An 18,020-nucleotide genomic window follows, 5' to 3' on the forward strand; every position below is an offset into this window, starting at 1 on the left:
CGTCACATGGCACGCACTGTCAAGGGGCCGGACGCGCGACGGGAGCGGTGGAAGGGTCATCGCGAGCAGCGCAGGGCGGAGTTCGTGGAGGCCACGATCGCCGCCGTGGCCAGGAAGGGCCCCGACGTCGGCATGGAGGACGTGGCCGCGGAGGCGGGCGTCAGCAAGCCCGTGCTCTACCGGCACTTCACCGACAAGTCCGACCTGTACCTCGCGGTGGGCCAGAAGGCCACCGAGCTGCTGATGGACCGGATGGGCCCGGCACTCGTCGCCGACGGCCCGATCCGCGCCCGCATCGAGGGCATCGTCGACGCCTACCTGTCGGTGATCGAGGAGAACCCGAACCTCTACCGGTTCGTCGTGAAGGGCTCCTTCGTCGACCGCCCGGTCGAGAAGGACGTCGTGGCCGAGGACAAGAACCTCATCGCGACCACCCTCGCCCGCATCCTCGGCGACTACCTGCGCGCCTTCGACATGGACTCCGGCGGCGCCGAACCGTGGGCGCACGCGCTCGTCGGCATGGTGCAGAACGCGGGCGACTGGTGGCTCGACCGCCAGACGATGTCCCGCGAGAACCTCAGCGACTACCTCGCCACGATCATCTGGCACGCGATCGACGGGCTGCTGCGCTCGGCGGGCGTGCAGGCGGACCCGGCCAAGCCCCTCACCCCTCTGCGATTGGTGGACTGATGAGCGAGCACGAGCACGACGAAGAGGGCTACACCGGCGAGGCCACCCTCGTCTTCGGCTCCGACGAGGTCGCGGTCGAGGTCGAGCTGCGCGGCTACTTCCAGCCGATCGACGGCCGCTACCACTGGTACGGCCGCGTGAAGGCCAACGACGACGTCACGAGCCGGGTCGAAGGCGGCGCGCGGACCGCGCTGCTGCGCACGCCCACCGGGCAGGCCGAGGGCACGCTCACCGACCAGGACCCGTGGGGCCGCTACCGCGTCGGCGGCACCTCCACACCGCCGTACAAGATCGAGGAACCGGCCGGCCACTGAGCCGTCCCCCGACATGCGGGAGCCCCGGTCGGCAGCTGCCGACCGGGGCTCCCGCGTTCTGCGAACCTAGGCGCCGAACCCGACCTTGCGCGAGTCCTGCGGCCCGATCTCCACGTACGCGACGCGGCCAGCGGGCACGACGAACCGCGCACCCTTGGCGTCCACCAGCGACAGCACGGCGGACTTGCCGGACACCGCGTCGGCCACCAGGCCCTCGACCTCGGCCGGGCTGAGCTCACTGGTCACGACGAGTTCCCGCCCGCTGTCCGCGACGCCGATCCTGACCTCCACGCTGACCTCCGTGCTCAAGAGAAAAATCTACGGCCGAGCCTACCTAGCCCAAGCCCAGCTGCGTCATGCGCCGCGCGTGCGACTGCTGGAGACGGCGGAACAGCTGGCCGATCCCGGCGAGGTCCCCGGACCCCCTGATGATCAGCTCCGCGAGCCCGTCCCGCTCCGCCACCACGTACTGGGCCTGCGTCAACGCCTCGCCGAGCAGCCGCCTGCCCCACAGCGCGAGCCGGTCGCGGACCCGCGGATCGGTCTCGACGGCGGCCAGGACTTCGCGCTCAGCGAACGCCGAGTGCCCCGTGTCGGCGAGCACGTGGAGCACCAGCTCCTTGGTCGGCGCGTCCAGCCACTCGGCGATCTCGCGGTAGAAGTCGGCCGCGAGACCGTCACCCACGTACGCCTTCACGAGCGACTCGAGCCACGACTTGGGGCTCGTCGACTCGTGGAACGCGTCGAAGCCCTTCACGAACGGCGCCATCGCGTCCTCGACGGCGATGCCCTCGGCGGCCAGGTGCTTCTGCAACAGCGTGAAGTGCCCGATCTCCGCGGCGGCCACCTGGGCGAGCGCCGCGCGTCCCGCCAAGGTCGGCGCCGTGCGCGAGTCCTCCGCCATCCGGTCGAAAGCCGAGAGCTCGCCGTAGGCGAGCGCTCCCAGAAGATCGACAACACCCTCCGCAACACCCATGGGACCGAACTCTAGTGCGGCGAGCCGCATCGGCTGATCGACGCGGTCGGACGGACGAATCGTGGCGCCGCCGCATCCGCCACATGGAGGCGTGAGGGGCGGTGTCACGAGGCGTCCTGCCGGGCGCCGCGAACGGCCGAAGGGGACCGGATTCGCCGCACGAGGTGGTCAATCGGCTCTGGCCAGGTAGAATGGGGGTGGACGCCCGGCGTGACGAGTGTGACGACCACGCTGCGCGGCGCAGAAATGGTGCGCGTACACCTTTCCCGCAGCTGCTCATCTAGCGCGGTCGAGAGGCCCGGCAGGGGCTCGTACGCGCTTGGTACGAGAGAGGCTGATCACCCTGACCGCTGAAGTAGAAGCACATCTGGACCCGGTTCTCCTGGAGCACAGCGAAGCCGGCGTCCCCGAAGAAGACACCTCGCACCCGCTGCTGGCAGACGCCCCGGTCGAGCACACCTCCCCCACGTTCGCCGAGCTCGGAGTGCGCGACGAGATCGTCAAGGCGCTCGGCGAAGCGGGCATCGAACGCACCTTCGCCATCCAGGAGCTGACGCTCCCCATCGCGCTCGCCGGCGACGACGTCATCGGCCAGGCGCGCACCGGCACCGGCAAGACCCTCGGGTTCGGCGTGCCGCTGCTGCACCGCGTCGAGTCGCCCGGTGACGGCACCCCGCAGGCCCTGGTGGTGGTCCCGACCCGTGAGCTGTGCCTCCAGGTCGCGCACGACCTCACCGACGCGGGGAAGCACCTGGACCTGCAGGTCGCCGCGATCTACGGCGGCATCCCGTACGAGCGGCAGATCGCGCAGCTGCGCAAGGGCGTCGACGTCGTGATCGGCACGCCCGGCCGCCTGCTCGACCTGGCCGAACAGCGCCACCTGGTCCTCGGCAAGGTCCGCATGCTCGTGCTGGACGAGGCCGACGAGATGCTCGACCTGGGCTTCCTGCCCGACATCGAGCGCATCCTGACCATGGTCCCCGACCAGCGCCAGACGATGCTGTTCAGCGCGACGATGCCCGGCCCGATCATCACGCTGGCCCGCACGTTCCTGAACCAGCCGACGCACATCCGCGCGGAGGAGAACAACGCTCCGCAGACGCACGAGAACATCTCGCAGTTCGTCTACCGCGCGCACTCGATGGACAAGCCGGAGATGCTGGCCCGCGTGCTGCAGGCGCGCGACCGCGGCCTGACGATGGTCTTCGCGCGCACCAAGCGGACGGCGCAGAAGGTCGCCGACGACCTGACCGAGCGCGGGTTCGCCGCGGCCGCCGTGCACGGCGACCTGGGTCAGGGCGCGCGCGAGAAGGCGCTGCGGGCGTTCCGCGCCGGCAAGGTGGACGTGCTGGTCGCCACGGACGTGGCGGCGCGCGGCATCGACATCGACGACGTGACGCACGTCATCAACTACCAGTGCCCCGAGGACGAGAAGACCTACGTCCACCGCATCGGCCGCACGGGCCGTGCCGGGCGCATGGGCATCGCGGTCACGTTCGTCGACTGGGACGAGACGAACCGCTGGAAGGTGGTCGACGACCTGCTCGGCCTCGGCGCGCCGCTGCCGGTGGAGACGTACTCCACGTCCGAGCACCTCTTCGCCGACCTGGGCATCCCGTCCGGCTCGACCGGCCGGCTGCCGCTGAGCCACCGCACCCGCGCGGGCCTCGACGCCGAGGAGGAGGAGCAGCTCGACACCGGCAAGCGCAAGCGCCGCCGTCGCACCGGCTCCACCCGCGGCGGTGCCGAGCAGGCCGCGGAGGCGAGCGAGGAGACCAGGCCGAAGCGCTCCCGGTCCCGCACGCGCAGCCGCGGCGGCGTGCCGCAGGACGGCGCGCAGGCGGAGTCCGGCGCACCGGAGTCCGCCGACAAGCAGGCCTCCGACAAGCCGCGCAGGCGCCGTCGCAGCCGTTCCTCTGCCGAACAGGCCGCTCCTTCGGCAGACTGATCACCATGTCGTCCCCCGGTTCCGACGTCACCGACATCGAGGACGTCCTCGACGAGCCCGCGCACGAGCCCGACTCCGGTCCCGGGCCCGTCGAGGAACGCCCGCCCGCGCGGTCGTGGCGCACCCGCCGCGACTTCCTCGCGGTCGCGCTGATCGCGGTCGCCGCGCTCGTCGCGTCCGTCCTGACCTGGGCGTTCAGCGATGCTCGCGCCACGACGTCGGTCACCGGGCCGTCGTCGTGGGAGCAGCTGCCCGAGGTGACGTCGTTGCCGCCGTCGCTCGCCGAGGTCTGGCGTGCGCGCAGCGGTGCCTCGCAGTCGCCCGTGGTCGTGCAGACCGCGTCGAAGGAGACCGGCGAGGAGAAGCCGTCCACGGTCGTCACCGGCGACGGCGGCGAGGTCAACGGCCGCGACCCGCTGACCGGCGACGTGCGGTGGACGTACCGGCGCGACCTGCCGCTGTGCGTGGTGAGCACGGCGTGGGGCCGGGCGATGGCCCTGTACTCCAAGGGCACCAACTGCTCCGAGCTCACCTCGCTCGACGGTGTCACCGGCGAGCGGAAGGCGCAGCGCAACGGCGACGCGGAACCGGGCACGGCACTGCTCAACGAGGGCTCGCACCTCATCACCACCGGCTCGAAGTTCCTCGAGGTCTACCGGCGCGACGACCTGGTGCGCTCGCTCGAGTTCGGCGGCCTGCGCGCGATCGTGAACCCGAACAAGCAGCCGCGCGTCGGCTGCGCCTACGGCTCGGTGGTCGTCACGACGGGCAAGTTCGCGGTCGTCGAGCGCTGCCCGGAGGACGCCTCGGACCGCGTCACCGTGCTCAAGCCGAACCCGGACAAGTCCGACGAGCCCAAGGTGTTCGCCAGCGTGCTCACCGGCGGTGCGAACGTGCAGCTCGTGGCCGTGACGGAGAAGCTGTTCGCCGTGGCGGTGCCGAAGCCGGGCCGGTTGCTCGTCTTCGACTCCGAGACCGGCAACCAGGTCACCGAGGTGCCGCTCGACGTGCCCGAGGCCGACTTCGCGGATCCGGCGAACCACGTGACACAGGTGTTCTCCACCAAGACGAACGTCTTCTGGTTCACCGGTTCCCGCACGATCGCGCTCTCGCGGGAGACGCTCACTCCACTGTGGACCGCGCAGGGCACGCTGGGCGCCGGCACGACGCTCGCGGGCCGCCTGCTGGTGCCCGTCGAGAACGGCCTGCGGGTCCACGAGCAGGCCACCGGCGAGGTCGTGGGCACGATCAGGGTGAACCGCGAGGGCCACACCGGCCCCGTGCAGCTGGCCACAGCGGGTCCCGTCGTGCTCGAGCAGCGTGGCGGAACCCTGGTCGCGCTGCGATAGTTCTGCTCGTGCACTCGCAGATCAGCCCCCACCGGGCACAGCGCGCCGACCTCCCGGGCCGTTACGGCACGATCGGGGCGTTGCGCGCGCCCGCGGTGGGCGACGACGCGATGCGCGCGACGGCACTGCTCGTGCCCGGCTACACGGGCTCCAAAGAGGACTTCGCGCCGATGATCGACCTGATCTCGGACGAGGGGTTCGAGGTGGTCGCGATCGACCTGCCGGGCCAGCAGGACTCGCAGGGCCCCGACGACGAGTCGCTCTACCTGCCGGGCCCGCTGGGCTCGGTGGTCGCCGAACTGGCCGGGAAGATCGCCGCGGACGGCCGGAGGGTGCTGCTGCTCGGCCACTCCTACGGCGGCCTGGTGGCGCGGGCGGCGGTGTTCGCGGGAGCTCCGGTCGCGGGTCTCACGCTGATGTCGTCCGGCCCGGCGGAGCTGCCCGCGGGTGAGCGCCGCACGGTGCTGGAGGTCGGCGAGCACGTGCTGGCCGAGCAGGGCGTCGAGGGCACCCAGAAGCTGAACGAGCTGCGCTCCCGGCAGAACCCGGCCTACGCCGCGCTGCCGCAGGAGCTGAAGGACTTCTACCGCACCAGGTTCCTCCGGTCGTCCGCCGCGGCGCTGCTCGGGATGAGCAACGGCCTGCGCGAGGAACCGGACCAGGTCGCCAAGCTCGCCCGCACGCTCCGCTCGTCGGGCACGCCGTGCCTGGTGGTGTGCGGCGACGCGGACGACGCGTGGAGCCCGGCCGTCCAGCGCGACATGGCCGAGCGGCTGGACGCGGACTTCGCCGTGCTGCCCGGCGTGATGCACTCGCCGAACACCGAGGCGCCGCAGGCACTCGTGGACACGCTGCTGCCGACGTGGCGGGCCTGGCTCACGTCGTAGTCAGGCCGTCAGCACGGCGCAGCACGAAGCCGCCGATGGCCGCTTCGTCGTTCATCGCGGCCGGTCTCGCCAACGCGGTGGCCCGCCGCCGGTTCGCCGACCGCATGGTCCCGAGGTGCCGTCGCCGTGCCCAGGCTCCCGGTCCCCACCGCGGCCCCCGCTAGGCCCACCAGAACGTCCACAGCGTCGCACCGCTCACCACGAGCACGCCGAACGACGCCAGCGGCGCCCTCCAGTCCGCGTACCGGTCGGCGACGACCTGCCCGGCGACCACGAACAACGCCGCCACCACGTGGGCGACCACCGACAACGTGCCGGGCCCCGGCAGGTCACGCGAGTTCGCGTAGAACTGGACGCCGATGTTCCCGAGGGCGAGCAGCACCATGCCCACCGCGAGCACACCGCTCACAGCGCGCAGGATTCCGTAGGTCCGCGACGGCCGCTTCGCTGCTTCCACTTCCACTCCCGCCACCCTACGGGTCCGGCGACCGGCGGCCGGTCAGGACCCGACCGGCGTCTCCGGCGACTACGGCAAAAGCCGCACGCCGGTCACCCCTCCGGAGTCGAGGCCTGGGCACCGACCCCTCAGGTGCGTCCGCCGAGCCGTTCCACCGGCGCGCAGCCGATCACCGGCTACGGCGCCAGCAGCGCCCAGGGGTCCAGCGAAGGCGCCGCCGCCTGCCCCTCCGGGCAACTCCGCCGGAAGTCGCACCACTGGCACTGCCGCCCCGTCACCGGCGGGAACAGCACCTCCCGGTCGCCACCGGCCTTCAACGTCTCCGTGGCCAGGTCGATCTCGTCCGCCGCCTCCTCCGCCCGCCGGACGTGCCGCGCCAGCGACTCCTCCGTGTGCTCCCACACCGCCACCGACCCCGACGGCAGGTGGTGCAGCTCGACGCGGCGGCACGGTTTGCGCAGCGTGCGGCGGGCGGCGAGCGCGTACAGGGCCAGGGCCTGCGAGCCGCGGGCGTCGTCCGCCGTCAGGACGTGGCGGCCCGTCTTGTAGTCGACGATCACCAGCTCGCCGTCGCGCTGGTCGATGCGGTCGACCCGGCCCTCGGCCACGATGCGCTCGGTCGGCGAGGACACCCAGCGCTCGACGCCGAGCGGCTCGAAGTCGACGTCCAGGTTCGAGACGTACTCGTGGACCCAGCCGCGGGCGCGCTCGCGGTACTCGGCGGCCTGGTCGGCGTCGCGGAAACCCTCGGACTTCCACTGGCGGTTCACCAGCGCCACGGCCTGGTCCGGCGTGCGGCGCTCCACCGGCAGGTCGAAGAGCGCCTTCAACGCGTTGTGCACCACGGCACCGAGGGTGTTGTGGGCCCACGCGCCACCTCGTGGAGGTGTGGGGCGGTCTAGGTACGTCATCCGGAAGCGACGCGGGCAGTCCGTCCACGTCGCGAGCTTCGCGGGCGTGACGCGCACGAGCCGACGCGGTGCCGCGGTGCCGAAGTCGAAGCCGAGTTGTTCCACCCCAACCAAGTTACTCAGCACCCCTGACAGAAAATGAGCCGCATGGAGATCTGGCACAACCCGCGCTGCTCCAAGAGCCGCGCCGCCAAGCAACGCCTCGACGACGAGGGCGTCGAGCACACCGAACGCCGCTACCTCGACGACGTCCCCACCGCCGCGGAGCTCGACGAGGTCCTCACCAAGCTCGGCAAGCAGCCCTGGGAGATCGCGCGCACCGGGGAAGCCGCCTACCCCGCGGCCCTCGAGCACGACCGCGCGAAGTGGATCGCGCACATGGTCGCCAACCCGATCCTGATCGAACGCCCGATCGTCATCGACGGCGACAAGGCCCACATCGAGCGCTAGACGCCCGAGGTGATGAAGCCCTGCACCGACGACGCGACGAGCTGCACGGCGATCGCGGCCAGCAGCAGACCGGCGATCTTGGCCATCAGCAGGATGCCGCTCTCCTTGAACACCTTGATCAGCAGGCCGGCGGACCGCAGCGTCCCCAGCAGCACTAGGTGCACGGCCACGATCGCTGCGGCCAGCGCGAGGTAGGAGCCCCAGGCGCCGTCGGCCTGCCGCACGAACACGATCGTCGCGGCGATGGCGCCCGGTCCGGCCAGCAACGGCGTGCCCAGCGGCACCAGGGCGATGTTGACGTCCTCGACCTCGGGGTGGTTCGTCGCGCCCTTGCCGGTCAGCAGGTCGAGGGCGATCAGCAGCAACAGCAACCCGCCCGCGCCCTGCAGGGCGGGGATGCCGATGTGCATGTACGCGAGGATCGAGTTGCCCGCGACCGCGAACAGCGTGATCACCAGGAACGACACCAGCACGCCCTGCCGCGCCGCCCTCTTCCGCGCGTCGCGCGACTTGCGGCCCACCAGCCCGAGGAACACGGGAACGGTGCCGGGCGGGTCCATGATCACCAGCAACGTGATCGAGGCCTCGACGAACAGCCGCAGGTTGAACACTCCGACACCGCCTATCCGACGAGGATCTCGCCGCCTGTCGCCCTCGCCGCCAGAGCATCCAGCATCTCCGGCGCCGTCGTCTCGGCGCCGAGCCGCACCGTCTTGTTCGTGCCGTGGTAGTCACTCGACCCGGTGACGATCAACCCGAGCTCGTCGGCCAGCAGCCGCAACGACCGGCGCGTCTCGGGGTCGTGGTCCGGGTGGTCGACCTCGACGCCCGCCAGGCCGGCCTCGGCCAGCGACCGCACCACGGCGGGCGCCACGACGGGGCCGCGGGAGTGGGCGAACGGGTGGGCGAGCACCGTGACGCCGCCCGCCTCGGTGATCATCTCGATCGCGCGCTCGACGGGGGTGTCCGTGCGGCCCACGTAGTACTGGCCGCCGGTCAGGAACGTCGCGAAGGCCTCGTCGACGGACGAGACGACCCCGGCGCGGATCAGCGCCTGGGCGAGGTGCGGGCGACCGGCCGGCGCGTCGAAGGGCAGCCGGGACATGAGGTCGACCGGGTCGATCGGGAAGCCGTCGGCCTGCATCATCTCGGCCATCTTCTGCAGCCGGGTGCGCCGTTCCTCGCGCAGCCGCGACTGCTCCTTCATCAGCATGGCGTGCGTCGGGTCGTAGAGGTACGCCAGCAGATGAACCGTGATGGTGCGGCCGTAGCCGTCAGCCGAGGAGCACGACAGCTCCGCGCCGCGCACGAGCCGCAGGCCGGGAGGCAGCGCGGCCGCGGCCTCGGCCCACCCGGCCGCCGTGTCGTGGTCGGTGATCGCCACCGCGTCGAGCCCGGCTTGCGCCGCAGCCCTCACCAGTTCGGCAGGGCTGTCGGTGCCGTCGGACTCGGACGAATGGGTGTGCAGATCGATGACCACGTCGTCCAGTGTGGACGACGTGGTGCACGACCGGTGTTACGGGACCATCTTCTTCCCGCGCGCGGCGCGCTGGGCCTTGATCATCGAGAAGCGCTCGGCCTGGGCCTTCTTGTCGCCGAAGGTCAGCTCCGAGATGGCGTCGTAGACCTCCTCGGGGTCCGGCAGGTACTCCAGGCGGTTCAGCGCCTGGATCTGACCTGCGGACTCCACGATCAGCGTGCCGTAGCCGAGCATGCGCCCGCCCACGGTGCGCTCGTAGGTGAGGTCGGTGACCTTGCTGATGGGCATCATCGCGACCTTGGTCTCGAAGACGCCCGACGTCAGCATGAAGCGCTTGTCGGTGACGACGATGCGCTCGACCCACCACTCGATGATGAAGTAGGAGAGCCGCAACAGGACGAGCAGCGCTCCGTACCACAGCACGTTCTGCAGCACCGCGGCGTCCGCCGGGAGCAGGTACGAGATCATCATGAAGCCGGCGAGCAGTGCCGCCCCCTCCAGGACGTCCCAGATCAGGTAGGACCAGTGCCTGCGCACCCGGATGACCCGACGCTCGCTCGACAGCAGGTAGTCGTCCGGATCACGTGGTGCGAACATGCGCTACCAGCCCTTTCCTGGTGCCAGCCAGTGCCCTGTCCCTGCCCCGGTTCAGCCGTCGGGGACTAGAACAATTGTCGCACGAAGGTGATCAGGGCCTCAGCCGCAGTTCGGAGCGAGTTGAGGATGTTCTGCACCAGTTGGGCCGCCTGCTGGGGCTCTGCGATAAGGAAGAAGAGCAGCAAGGCGATTCCAGCGAAAGTGAGAATCTTCTTCAAGTTCACGGTGTCCACCCCGTCCGCGTCGCACCCGTTTGGCGCCGTTCGTGACCGTTGTACAGCACCATTCGGCACCTTGGGAGATTTGTACCGCAGCCGGGGTAGCGCACAGCACCTCCATTCCGGTGTGACTACGCTTCGTGATCGTGACGCCCAGCAGCAACCGCGCCATCCGTTGCGTCGGAGCCATCGCGCATGACTCGAACGGGCGACTGCTCCTCGTGCGACGCGTCAATCCGCCTGGTGAGGGCATGTGGTCGGTACCGGGTGGCCGCGTGGAGCCCGGCGAGACGGATGAGGCTGCCGTGACCAGGGAGGTGTTCGAGGAGACCGGTCTCGTGGTCACTGTCGGTCGTCTGGCCGGCTTCGTGGAGCGACCGGCCCCGAACGGGGTTTTCGCGATCTTCGACTACGAATGCCAGGTCACGTCGGGTGTGCTCCGAGCGGGCGACGACGCGTCGGACGTCGCTTGGGTCGACAGTGCGACCTTGGCCACACTTCCGACCACCGACGGCCTCGTGGAAGCGCTCTCCGGCTGGAACTGCCTGCCCAGGGCCTGATCACGGTTCACGCGATCGGGGCGAGCGTTCACCGCCAAACGAGACGCTGCCCGTGGGCCTCGGTCGTCGCCAGGACGGCGCTCGAGACCTCACCATCACCGAAACGGAGCAACCGCAGCTCACCGGCCTCGTGGGCAGCCCACCAGACAGGTCGCCCCAAAGCCGACAAAGCAGGCGCGAGGTCGAGCCCGGACCCGCTCGAGAGGACGACGAGCGGAGCGTCGATCGGCTCCACGGCCTTCGCCAGGTCGGCGACCGGGTCACCGGTGACGAGCCGCGGCGGGTTCTTGCGCAGCACCCCGCACGCGACGCCGAACAGGCGCAGCCGCTCCGGCTGGTCCGCCCACACGCACGCCTCGAGCCACGCGTACGCGTCCTCGTCGGTCAGGTCGGCGGGTGCGACGCCGATGCCCGCCTTCGCGGCCACCTTCACCGCCTTGGGCAGCTTCGGCAGCACCGCGCCCGGCGCGAGCTCCAGCGCGCAGTGCAGGCCCAGCGCGGCCTTGGCGGGCCCGGCGACCACCTGGCCCGCCTCGGCGGTCTGGTAGCGGTACGAGTACTGGTCGAGCCCGAGCAGCAGGCCGGCCGTCGTCGCGACCTCCACGAGCCCGATCGGCCCGCCCGCCTGCTTCGCCGCGGCGGCCACGGCCGGGTAGAGCAGCGCCGCGCGCCGCACCTCGTTGGTCTGGATCACCTGAGAGCTCACGAGCGCTCTCACGCGGTCGCCGCGTTCGAGGAGGAACTCCCGGAACAGCGGCCAGGTGCTCTCGTCCGCGCCGTAGGTCCCGCCGAGCGACGGGTAGTAGTTCGAGAGCTGGTGGAACGGCTCCGCCTGCACGAGCCGGTGCGCCGCCGCCAGCAGGAGCTCGCCCGTGGCGTTGTCCTCGCTGGCGGCGGTCAGCAGTGCGGCGACCTCCGGATCGGCGGCGGCACGCGACGCGAGGTGCTCGTAGAGCGGCGAGATCGCCGCGGCCTCCTCCGCGAACTCACGCAGACGACGCTGTGCCAGATCCAGAGAAGTCACTTCACTCCTTGGGTTCAGGGCGCCCCGGCTGCTCGCCACCGCGGGCCTCGCCGTAGGACTGCTTCGGCACCATGACCTTGCGCCTGAAGATGCACACGACCGTGCCGTCCTGCTTGTAGCCGCGAGTCTCCACGTAGACCACGCCCCTGTCGTCCTTCGACTTGGACGGCGTCTTGTCGAGCACCTCGGTCTCACCGTAGATCGTGTCACCGTGGAACGTCGGCTTCACGTGCCGCAGCGACTCGATCTCCAGGTTGGCGATCGCCTTGCCGGAGACGTCGGGCACGGACATGCCCAGCAGCAACGAGTAGATGTAGTTGCCGACGACGACGTTCTTGCCGAAGTCCGTCGTGTTCTCCGCGTAGTTCACGTCCATGTGGAGCGGGTGGTGGTTCATCGTGAGCAGGCAGAACAGGTGGTCGTCGTACTCCGTCACCGTCTTGCCCGGCCAGTGCTTGTAGACCGCTCCGACCTCGAACTCCTCGTAGTACCGACCGAACTGCACCGCGCCTCCAACTACGTGTGATCGAGATCTGTCCCGGGTGGGGAGACAGTCTTCACACGGAGGGAGTACCCTCGGCAACCGGTGTGTGAGGATTTCCACCACCCGTGCCCTTCGCCCCGAGGAGGTGAGGACCCCCAAATGAGCAAGGACCCCCACCCTGCCAGTACCAAGCGCGTCCTCACCGAGGTGGCCTTCTAGCTCCGTCTAGAACGTTCCAGTTCCACCGGGTCAGGACGCCCGTCGTGCTTTCGCACAACACGTCGGCGTGTGTACCTGGAGGAACTCAGCATGCCCAGCCTGCCCTCGATCCGCGGACGAGGTTCCCAGCGCGGCCCCTCGGGTCAAGTCCCGCACGTCCCCGTCCCGCTGTCGCACTACGTCGTCGACTGCGCGGTGTACGTGGACGGCAAGCGGTTGCCCGGCCGCTGGACGCACACGGACGCGGTCAAAGAGGTGCGCAGGCGCAAGGACGGCTTCGTCTGGATCGGCCTGCACGAGCCCGACGCCGAGCAGATCGAGGGCATCGCCGAGACGTTCGGGCTGCACGAGCTCGCGGTCGAGGACGCGGTGCACGCGCACCAGCGCCCGAAGCTCGAGCGGTACGACAACACGCTCTTCATGGTCTTCAAGACCGTCCGCTACGTGACGAACCCCTCGCCCGACACCGCCAACGAGATCGTCGAGTCCGGCGAGATCATGGTGTTCCTGGGCAAGGACTTCGTCATCACCGTGCGCCACGGCAACCACTCCGGGCTGTCCAAGCTGCGCCACGTGCTGGAGGCCGACCCGGAGCGCCTGGAGATCGGCCCGGCCGCGGTGATGCACGCGATCGCCGACCAGGTGGTCGACAACTACCTCGAGGTCACCGACCACGTCGAGGACGACATCGACCGCATGGAGGAACGGGTCTTCGCGCCGCGCACCGAGGTGAGCGCGGAGCAGATCTACATGTTCAAGCGCGAGGTCGTGGAGCTGCGCCGCGCGGTCATGCCGCTCGCGAACCCGTTGCGCCGCCTGGCGGAGGGCTACACGCCGCTCATCCCGGAGCAGGTGCGGGCGTTCTTCCGCGACGTCGACGACCACCTCACCGAGGTCGCCGAGCGCGTGACGGCGTTCGACGAGCTGCTGACCACGCTGGTCGACGCGACGCTCGCGAAGATCACGCTGCAGCAGAACACCGACATGCGCAAGATCACCTCGTGGGTCGCGATCATCTCCGTGCCCACCATGGTCGTCGGCGTGTACGGCATGAACTTCGACTACATGCCCGAGCTGAAGTGGAAGTTCGGCTACCCGCTGATCATGACGCTCGTCCTCGTCGCCTGCCTCACGCTCTACCGAATACTGCGCCGGAATCGCTGGCTCTAGTCCCGGTTTCGCCCGCTTTCGCCTTGGTAGAAGAGGTTTGTCATGACCAGACTGCTCACCAACATCCGCTTCTGGGTCCTCGCGTTCCTGCTCTGCTGGATCACCACCGTGTTCGTCCTCATCAGCGGGACGCCCTGACGTGCACCGCCGGCTGACCAACCTGCGGTTCTGGATCATGGTGTTCGCCGTGGGCTGGCTGCTGATGGTCTTCGTGTTCATCGCCTTCTGGCCCGAGCCCGGTGAGGAGTCACCGGACGAGCTGGCAGCGGAAGTGACGAACGCCTTGCGGGCGCACGACTTCCACAAGCTGGAGCCGCTGCTCGCGGTCGGCGGCGAGGACGTCGCGAAGTCCACGGTCGAGTACTTCCGTACGGCACGGGTGGAACGCGGCACCTACCGCGACGGCGCCGTCGTCGTCGAGTACTCGCACGCCGGCACCCGCGCCGAGTTCCGGCTGCCCGTCGAGGTGCGGGACGGCCGCTACGTGGTGAACCCGGTCCTCACTCCCAAGGGGTGACGTCCCAGGTGAACGGCGTGCCGTGCCCCTCGCCGTGGCCGAGGTTCAGCGAGATCCCCGCCGGCCACAGCTTGAGCAGCAGCTCGAACCGGTAGTCCCCGTCCGTCCTGCGCGGTTCGAACACCAGCAGCGCCAGCGGCGTCGTGGGCGTCGCCCTCGCGGCCGCGTCGGCCAGCACGGCCCTGCCCATCGCCCGGTCGGCCGGTGAGACGTACTGCCACACCACCGAATGCCACACGACCGTGAGCACGTCCCGTTCGGTGCGCGCGAGCTGTTTCGCGAGCCATTCCGGGCCCGCCGAGCGCTCGACGGGGACCGGGTCGGTGGCGGCGAGGTCGAGCGCGTCGCGCAGCCGGTTCCACCGCTGCGGCTGGTCCGCCCAGACGAACGAGCTCAGGTGCAGCCGTCCGTCCTCAGTGGACACGTCGACCGGGTGGAGGTCGCAGCCCGCCCTGCCGACGACGCGCAGCCGGTGGCCGAGGTCGGCGGGGGGCCTGCCGGTCCACTCCGGGTCGAGGACGAGGAGGCTGTCCGGGTCGCCGAGCACCCGGTCCTCGAGCCGGTAGCCGACGTGGTGCGGGCGCAGGTTCAGCCCGCCGCTCGCGCCGACCTCCAGCAGCCGCACGCAGAACGGCACGTGCCGGCCCGCGGCCTTCGCGGCCTCCTGCGCGGCGACCAGCAGGCCGCCGTAGAGGGGTGCGCTGCGGCCCGGCTCGTTGGTCTGCACGACGGTGGCCCGCACCCGGTACCGGAGCAGGTCGGTGTGCTCGGTGAGGGCGGGCAGCGCGTCCTGCCACAGCGTCGGCAGGTGGGGCCGGCCGCCGACGGACGGGTAGTGCTTCGCAAGGGCGGGCGCACGCCCTTCGAGCACGAGCCGGTGGACGGCGCCCGCGAACCGCAGCCCGGGCACGGCGCCCTCCCGGTCGCGTTCGGAGCCCGCCATGACCCGGGCCGTGACGCCGCCCTGCCGGAGGTCTTCCGCGGCGTCGGTGAGGAGCCGCTGGGTCAGCGGACTGCGGTCGCGGCATCCGTGAGCGGCCGCGGCGAACAGCTCGGCAAGCACCCCGTTCACGCTAGTGGCAGCTCCGCCGCCCGTCATGTGGGGAAAGCTTGATTACGCTGGAAGAATGGTTCGGGTTCTGGCTGTCGCGGACGAGGTGGTCGAACACCTGTGGACCGACCAGGTGCACCAGCACGGCGGCGTGGACCTGGTCCTCGCGGCGGGCGACCTGCCGTTCGACTACCTGGAACACCTGGCCAACGCCCTGGACAGACCGCTCGTGTTCGTCCCCGGCAACCACGACGCCGACCTGTCCGGCTACTCGAACGTGCGCGGCCTGTGGACCAAGGCGGGCCTGCCGGTGCGCTGGCCGGGTCCAGCCGGTGCGGTGAACGCGGACGAACGCGTGGTCGACGTCGCCGGGCTGCGCATCGCCGGTCTCGGTGGTTCGATCCGCTACAACAAGGGCCCGAACCAGTGGACGGAACGGCAGCAGGCCCGCCGCGCCCGCCGGGTGACCCGGCTGGCCGGGTGGCGCAGGCTGCGGGACGGACGTGGCGTGGACGTGCTGCTGACCCACTCACCCCCGCGCGGCTGCGGCGACGAGCCCGACGCCCCGCACCTCGGCTTCGAGTGCTTCCGAGGGCTCGTCTCGCGGCTCCAGCCGTCGTTCATGCTGCACGGCCACATCCACCCGCACGGCGTGCCACGCCCGGACCGCGAACTGGGCGCCACCCGCGTGGTCAACGTCGTTCCGCAGAAGGTCCTGGACGTCCCCGGAGGTCGCGATGAGGCGTGACACAGGTTTCCCCGCGGCCGACGCCGAGAACGACTTCCAGCGGGCCCGCCGGCGCCAGGTGATGTCCCGCCTGGCCGCCTGGCTGCGCAGGGAACCGGACGACGTCAACATCATGCTGCCGTTCCACGAGGTCGTCGACGCCCTCGGCATGGCGTCGGAGAAGCGCCTGGGCCTCCAGTCGATCCGCCTGGACTCGATCGTCGGCAGCGTCGACCGCACCCGCGACTTCGACCGCCGCTTCCGCCCCACCTCGGGCCGCGTCCGGGAACGCTGGAAACGCCTGGCCCTCGCCGCCCGCAGGGGCGAGAGCGTCCCCCGATCGAGGTCTACCGCATCGGCGAACTGCACTTCATCATCGACGGCCACCACCGCGTCTCGGTCGCGCACGCCCTGGGCCTGACGGTGATCGACGCCTACGTGACGCAGGTGATCACCCGCCTGAACTCCTCCGGCATCCGCTACCGGGGCGACCTGATCGTGAAGGACTACCGCCGCCTCTTCCTCGACCGCGTCCCCCTGACCGGCGAGGCCCGCGCCGCCGTCGTCCTCTCCGACCCCTGGGACTACGCCGAGCTGGGCGAACACGTCGAGGCCTGGGGCTTCCGCCTGATGCAGGACACGGGCGAGCTCCTCGACCGCACCGAGATCGCCCGCCGCTGGTACGCCGACGAGTACAAACCGGTGGTGGCGATGCTGCGCCAGGCGGACATGGTGGGCGACCGCACGGAGACCGAGGCGTACATGTGGGTGGCGGCGGAGCGCTACCGCCTGATCCGCACGCACCGCTGGGACGCGGACGTCATCAACGCGGTGCGGGAGGAGAGCCAGTCGCACGGCCGCACGACGCGCGGCTGAGCACTCTCATCCCCCATCGCGATCGGCGCCCCTCCGCCGGCACCGGAACCGGCCACCCCGGCCCGCCCTCACCGGGGCACCACCCTCCCCCGTCCACCTCGGGCAACGGCCGAGCCTGGTCCAGCACCTCATCGGTGTACTTGTCCAGCAACCGCGTCCCGATCTGCTGCGCGTACCCGAAGATCACGGCCCACAGCAGCAAAGCAGCGGCGGAGGGGATCCCGATCAGCCCCGAGGTGACCCCGGCCCCCAGCGCCAGGATCCCCACCACGGCCAGAGCCGCCCCCAGCATGATCTTGATCAGGGCCTGGTACCCGATCATCACGTAGGGCGACAGCGAAGGCCGCCGCCGCAACAGCAACACCACCGCGGCCAGCACAGCCCCGAAGGAACCCAGCACCTGCACCAGCCACACGTCCACACCGGACGCCTTGGCCGCACCCCCGGGGCACACGGTGGGCAGCGCGTTCTCCTTGGGGTCGACGCAGAGCGGGATGATCCCCGGCTTCACGATCCCCACCACCCCGAGCACCGTGTTGATCACGAACAGCACCAGGGACGCCGCGATCAGCTTGTTCCGCAACGCCCTCGAGCCGGCGTGCGCGAAGTCCGAGTTGTCGTACGCGGCCCGCAGGGCGTCCACCACGATCGCCCGCTCGACCGCCGGCGTGAACTCCCCCGGCCGCAACTCCTCCAGCGCGCGCCGCCGCGGATCGTCGTCGTCCAGGTACTGCGCCACCCGCGCCCGCAACCCCGGCAGCCGCCCCAGGAACCCGCGCTCCGCCGAGATCGTCGCCACCTCGGCCTCGTGCAGCGCGCGCCAGGCCCGTTCGATGTACCACCCGGACCACCACGACGGCACCATGCGCCACCACGGCTCGCGGGAGCCGAGCATCTCCTCGACGACGGCGGCCTGCTCCTCGGCCGTGCGGCGCCACACGTCGCCTTCCGGGTCGACCGGGTCGGGCGGGCCGAGCGCGGCCAGATCCGCGCGGACCCGGTCCAACCGGGACTGCACGACGAGTCGCCAGTCGGTCACCCTGGGTTTGCGCTCGGCCATGCCACGATGGTGGCAGCCTCCACCGACAATATCGGCGGCCATCCGTGTGACGTGC

At 70.6% G+C, this 18,020-nt stretch carries 23 protein-coding genes and 1 pseudogene; 12 read left to right on the forward strand and 12 right to left on the reverse strand.

Going from position 1 to position 18,020, the window contains the following annotated elements:
- Positions 1-6: 6 nt before the first annotated feature.
- Together V1227_RS23430 and V1227_RS23435 are read left to right on the forward strand one after the other, a co-directional pair.
- Entirely contained in the window at positions 7-690 is a 684-nt protein-coding gene (locus tag V1227_RS23430) for a TetR/AcrR family transcriptional regulator (RefSeq protein ID WP_090099646.1), read from the forward strand.
- A complete protein-coding gene (locus V1227_RS23435) occupies positions 690-1,004 on the forward strand; it encodes a DUF4873 domain-containing protein (RefSeq protein ID WP_329787697.1) in 315 nt (104 codons plus the stop codon). The genes V1227_RS23430 and V1227_RS23435 overlap by 1 nt, the downstream gene beginning before the upstream one ends.
- A gap of 66 nt (positions 1,005-1,070) precedes the next feature.
- Here V1227_RS23435 and V1227_RS23440 read toward each other — a convergent pair whose 3' ends face one another.
- Together V1227_RS23440 and V1227_RS23445 are read right to left on the reverse strand one after the other, a co-directional pair.
- Positions 1,071-1,295 (reverse strand): DUF3107 domain-containing protein, encoded by a 225-nt coding sequence (locus tag V1227_RS23440; RefSeq protein WP_329794090.1) that lies wholly within the window; start codon positions 1,293-1,295, stop codon positions 1,071-1,073.
- 43 nt (positions 1,296-1,338) lie between these two features.
- Positions 1,339-1,980 carry a ferritin-like fold-containing protein gene (locus tag V1227_RS23445; protein WP_329787698.1) on the reverse strand — a complete coding sequence of 214 codons (642 nt, stop codon included), beginning with the start codon at positions 1,978-1,980 and terminating at the stop codon, positions 1,339-1,341.
- Positions 1,981-2,299: 319 nt separating this feature from the next.
- Between V1227_RS23445 and V1227_RS23450 the strand changes: the two genes are divergently transcribed.
- From V1227_RS23450 to V1227_RS23465, 4 genes are read left to right on the forward strand one after another with little or no spacing between them, the layout of a single operon-like run.
- Positions 2,300-3,928 carry a DEAD/DEAH box helicase gene (locus tag V1227_RS23450; protein ID WP_329787699.1) on the forward strand — a complete coding sequence of 543 codons (1,629 nt, stop codon included), beginning with the start codon at positions 2,300-2,302 and terminating at the stop codon, positions 3,926-3,928.
- Between the two features lie 5 nt (positions 3,929-3,933).
- Positions 3,934-5,277 (forward strand): Rv3212 family protein, encoded by a 1,344-nt coding sequence (locus V1227_RS23455; protein ID WP_329787700.1) that lies wholly within the window; start codon positions 3,934-3,936, stop codon positions 5,275-5,277.
- Positions 5,278-5,285: 8 nt separating this feature from the next.
- Positions 5,286-6,164 carry an alpha/beta fold hydrolase gene (locus V1227_RS23460; protein ID WP_329787701.1) on the forward strand — a complete coding sequence of 293 codons (879 nt, stop codon included), beginning with the start codon at positions 5,286-5,288 and terminating at the stop codon, positions 6,162-6,164.
- A 35-nt stretch (positions 6,165-6,199) separates the two neighbouring features.
- On the forward strand, positions 6,200-6,328 hold the full coding sequence (locus V1227_RS23465; RefSeq protein WP_329787702.1) for a hypothetical protein: 129 nt from the start codon (positions 6,200-6,202) through the stop codon (positions 6,326-6,328).
- On the opposite strand, the gene V1227_RS23470 is transcribed toward V1227_RS23465, so the two are convergent.
- Both V1227_RS23470 and V1227_RS23475 read right to left on the reverse strand, forming a co-directional pair.
- Positions 6,325-6,627: a hypothetical protein gene (locus tag V1227_RS23470; RefSeq protein WP_090099661.1), complete on the reverse strand. Its 303-nt coding sequence runs from the start codon at positions 6,625-6,627 to the stop codon at positions 6,325-6,327. The two genes, V1227_RS23465 and V1227_RS23470, sit on opposite strands and share 4 nt — an antisense overlap.
- Before the next feature lie 170 nt (positions 6,628-6,797).
- A complete protein-coding gene (locus V1227_RS23475) occupies positions 6,798-7,637 on the reverse strand; it encodes a RecB family exonuclease (protein ID WP_329787703.1) in 840 nt (279 codons plus the stop codon).
- A 42-nt stretch (positions 7,638-7,679) separates the two neighbouring features.
- Here V1227_RS23475 and V1227_RS23480 point away from each other — a divergent pair, with 42 nt between their 5' ends.
- Positions 7,680-7,982: an ArsC/Spx/MgsR family protein gene (locus V1227_RS23480; protein WP_329787704.1), complete on the forward strand. Its 303-nt coding sequence runs from the start codon at positions 7,680-7,682 to the stop codon at positions 7,980-7,982.
- Here the strand turns inward: V1227_RS23480 and V1227_RS23485 are convergent.
- From V1227_RS23485 to V1227_RS23500, 4 genes are all read right to left on the reverse strand, one after another.
- On the reverse strand, positions 7,979-8,593 hold the full coding sequence (locus V1227_RS23485) for a MarC family protein (protein ID WP_281199641.1): 615 nt from the start codon (positions 8,591-8,593) through the stop codon (positions 7,979-7,981). The genes V1227_RS23480 and V1227_RS23485 overlap by 4 nt on opposite strands.
- Before the next feature lie 11 nt (positions 8,594-8,604).
- The gene (locus V1227_RS23490) at positions 8,605-9,462 is read right to left on the reverse strand and encodes a PHP domain-containing protein (RefSeq protein ID WP_442916353.1); all 858 of its coding nucleotides are present in this window, start codon (positions 9,460-9,462) and stop codon (positions 8,605-8,607) included.
- A 36-nt stretch (positions 9,463-9,498) separates the two neighbouring features.
- Positions 9,499-10,059 carry a PH domain-containing protein gene (locus V1227_RS23495; protein ID WP_329787705.1) on the reverse strand — a complete coding sequence of 187 codons (561 nt, stop codon included), beginning with the start codon at positions 10,057-10,059 and terminating at the stop codon, positions 9,499-9,501.
- 65 nt (positions 10,060-10,124) lie between these two features.
- Entirely contained in the window at positions 10,125-10,283 is a 159-nt protein-coding gene (locus tag V1227_RS23500) for a hypothetical protein (RefSeq protein ID WP_170067890.1), read from the reverse strand.
- A gap of 140 nt (positions 10,284-10,423) precedes the next feature.
- Between V1227_RS23500 and V1227_RS23505 the strand changes: the two genes are divergently transcribed.
- Complete coding sequence (locus V1227_RS23505) at positions 10,424-10,837, forward strand: NUDIX hydrolase (protein ID WP_329794092.1); 414 nt, start codon at positions 10,424-10,426, stop codon at positions 10,835-10,837.
- Between the two features lie 28 nt (positions 10,838-10,865).
- Here V1227_RS23505 and V1227_RS23510 read toward each other — a convergent pair whose 3' ends face one another.
- Together V1227_RS23510 and V1227_RS23515 are read right to left on the reverse strand one after the other, a co-directional pair.
- Entirely contained in the window at positions 10,866-11,861 is a 996-nt protein-coding gene (locus V1227_RS23510; protein ID WP_329787706.1) for a DUF2332 domain-containing protein, read from the reverse strand.
- A 1-nt stretch (position 11,862) separates the two neighbouring features.
- Positions 11,863-12,366, reverse strand: coding sequence for a MaoC family dehydratase (locus V1227_RS23515; RefSeq protein ID WP_090099673.1), 504 nt, complete (start codon positions 12,364-12,366; stop codon positions 11,863-11,865).
- Positions 12,367-12,654: 288 nt separating this feature from the next.
- Here V1227_RS23515 and corA point away from each other — a divergent pair, with 288 nt between their 5' ends.
- Together corA and V1227_RS23525 are read left to right on the forward strand one after the other, a co-directional pair.
- Positions 12,655-13,734: a magnesium/cobalt transporter CorA gene (corA, locus tag V1227_RS23520; protein ID WP_329787707.1), complete on the forward strand. Its 1,080-nt coding sequence runs from the start codon at positions 12,655-12,657 to the stop codon at positions 13,732-13,734.
- A 139-nt stretch (positions 13,735-13,873) separates the two neighbouring features.
- The gene (locus V1227_RS23525; protein WP_329787708.1) at positions 13,874-14,251 is read left to right on the forward strand and encodes a hypothetical protein; all 378 of its coding nucleotides are present in this window, start codon (positions 13,874-13,876) and stop codon (positions 14,249-14,251) included.
- Here the strand turns inward: V1227_RS23525 and V1227_RS23530 are convergent.
- Positions 14,235-15,323 (reverse strand): DUF2332 domain-containing protein, encoded by a 1,089-nt coding sequence (locus V1227_RS23530; protein WP_329787709.1) that lies wholly within the window; start codon positions 15,321-15,323, stop codon positions 14,235-14,237. The two genes, V1227_RS23525 and V1227_RS23530, sit on opposite strands and share 17 nt — an antisense overlap.
- 55 nt (positions 15,324-15,378) lie before the next feature.
- On the opposite strand from V1227_RS23530, the gene V1227_RS23535 reads away from it, so the two are divergent.
- Both V1227_RS23535 and V1227_RS23540 read left to right on the forward strand, forming a co-directional pair.
- Positions 15,379-16,050 (forward strand): metallophosphoesterase family protein, encoded by a 672-nt coding sequence (locus V1227_RS23535; RefSeq protein WP_236220279.1) that lies wholly within the window; start codon positions 15,379-15,381, stop codon positions 16,048-16,050.
- A pseudogene (locus tag V1227_RS23540) lies at positions 16,040-16,905 on the forward strand (chromosome partitioning protein ParB). The gene V1227_RS23535 and the pseudogene V1227_RS23540 overlap by 11 nt, the downstream one beginning before the upstream one ends.
- Here the strand turns inward: V1227_RS23540 and V1227_RS23545 are convergent.
- Entirely contained in the window at positions 16,853-17,965 is a 1,113-nt protein-coding gene (locus V1227_RS23545) for a hypothetical protein (RefSeq protein ID WP_329787710.1), read from the reverse strand. The pseudogene V1227_RS23540 and the gene V1227_RS23545 sit on opposite strands and share 53 nt — an antisense overlap.
- Positions 17,966-18,020: the final 55 nt, after the last annotated feature.

Origin of the sequence: Lentzea sp. DG1S-22 (assembly GCF_036321065.1) — a bacterium.
GTDB lineage: Bacteria > Actinomycetota > Actinomycetes > Mycobacteriales > Pseudonocardiaceae > Lentzea > Lentzea jiangxiensis.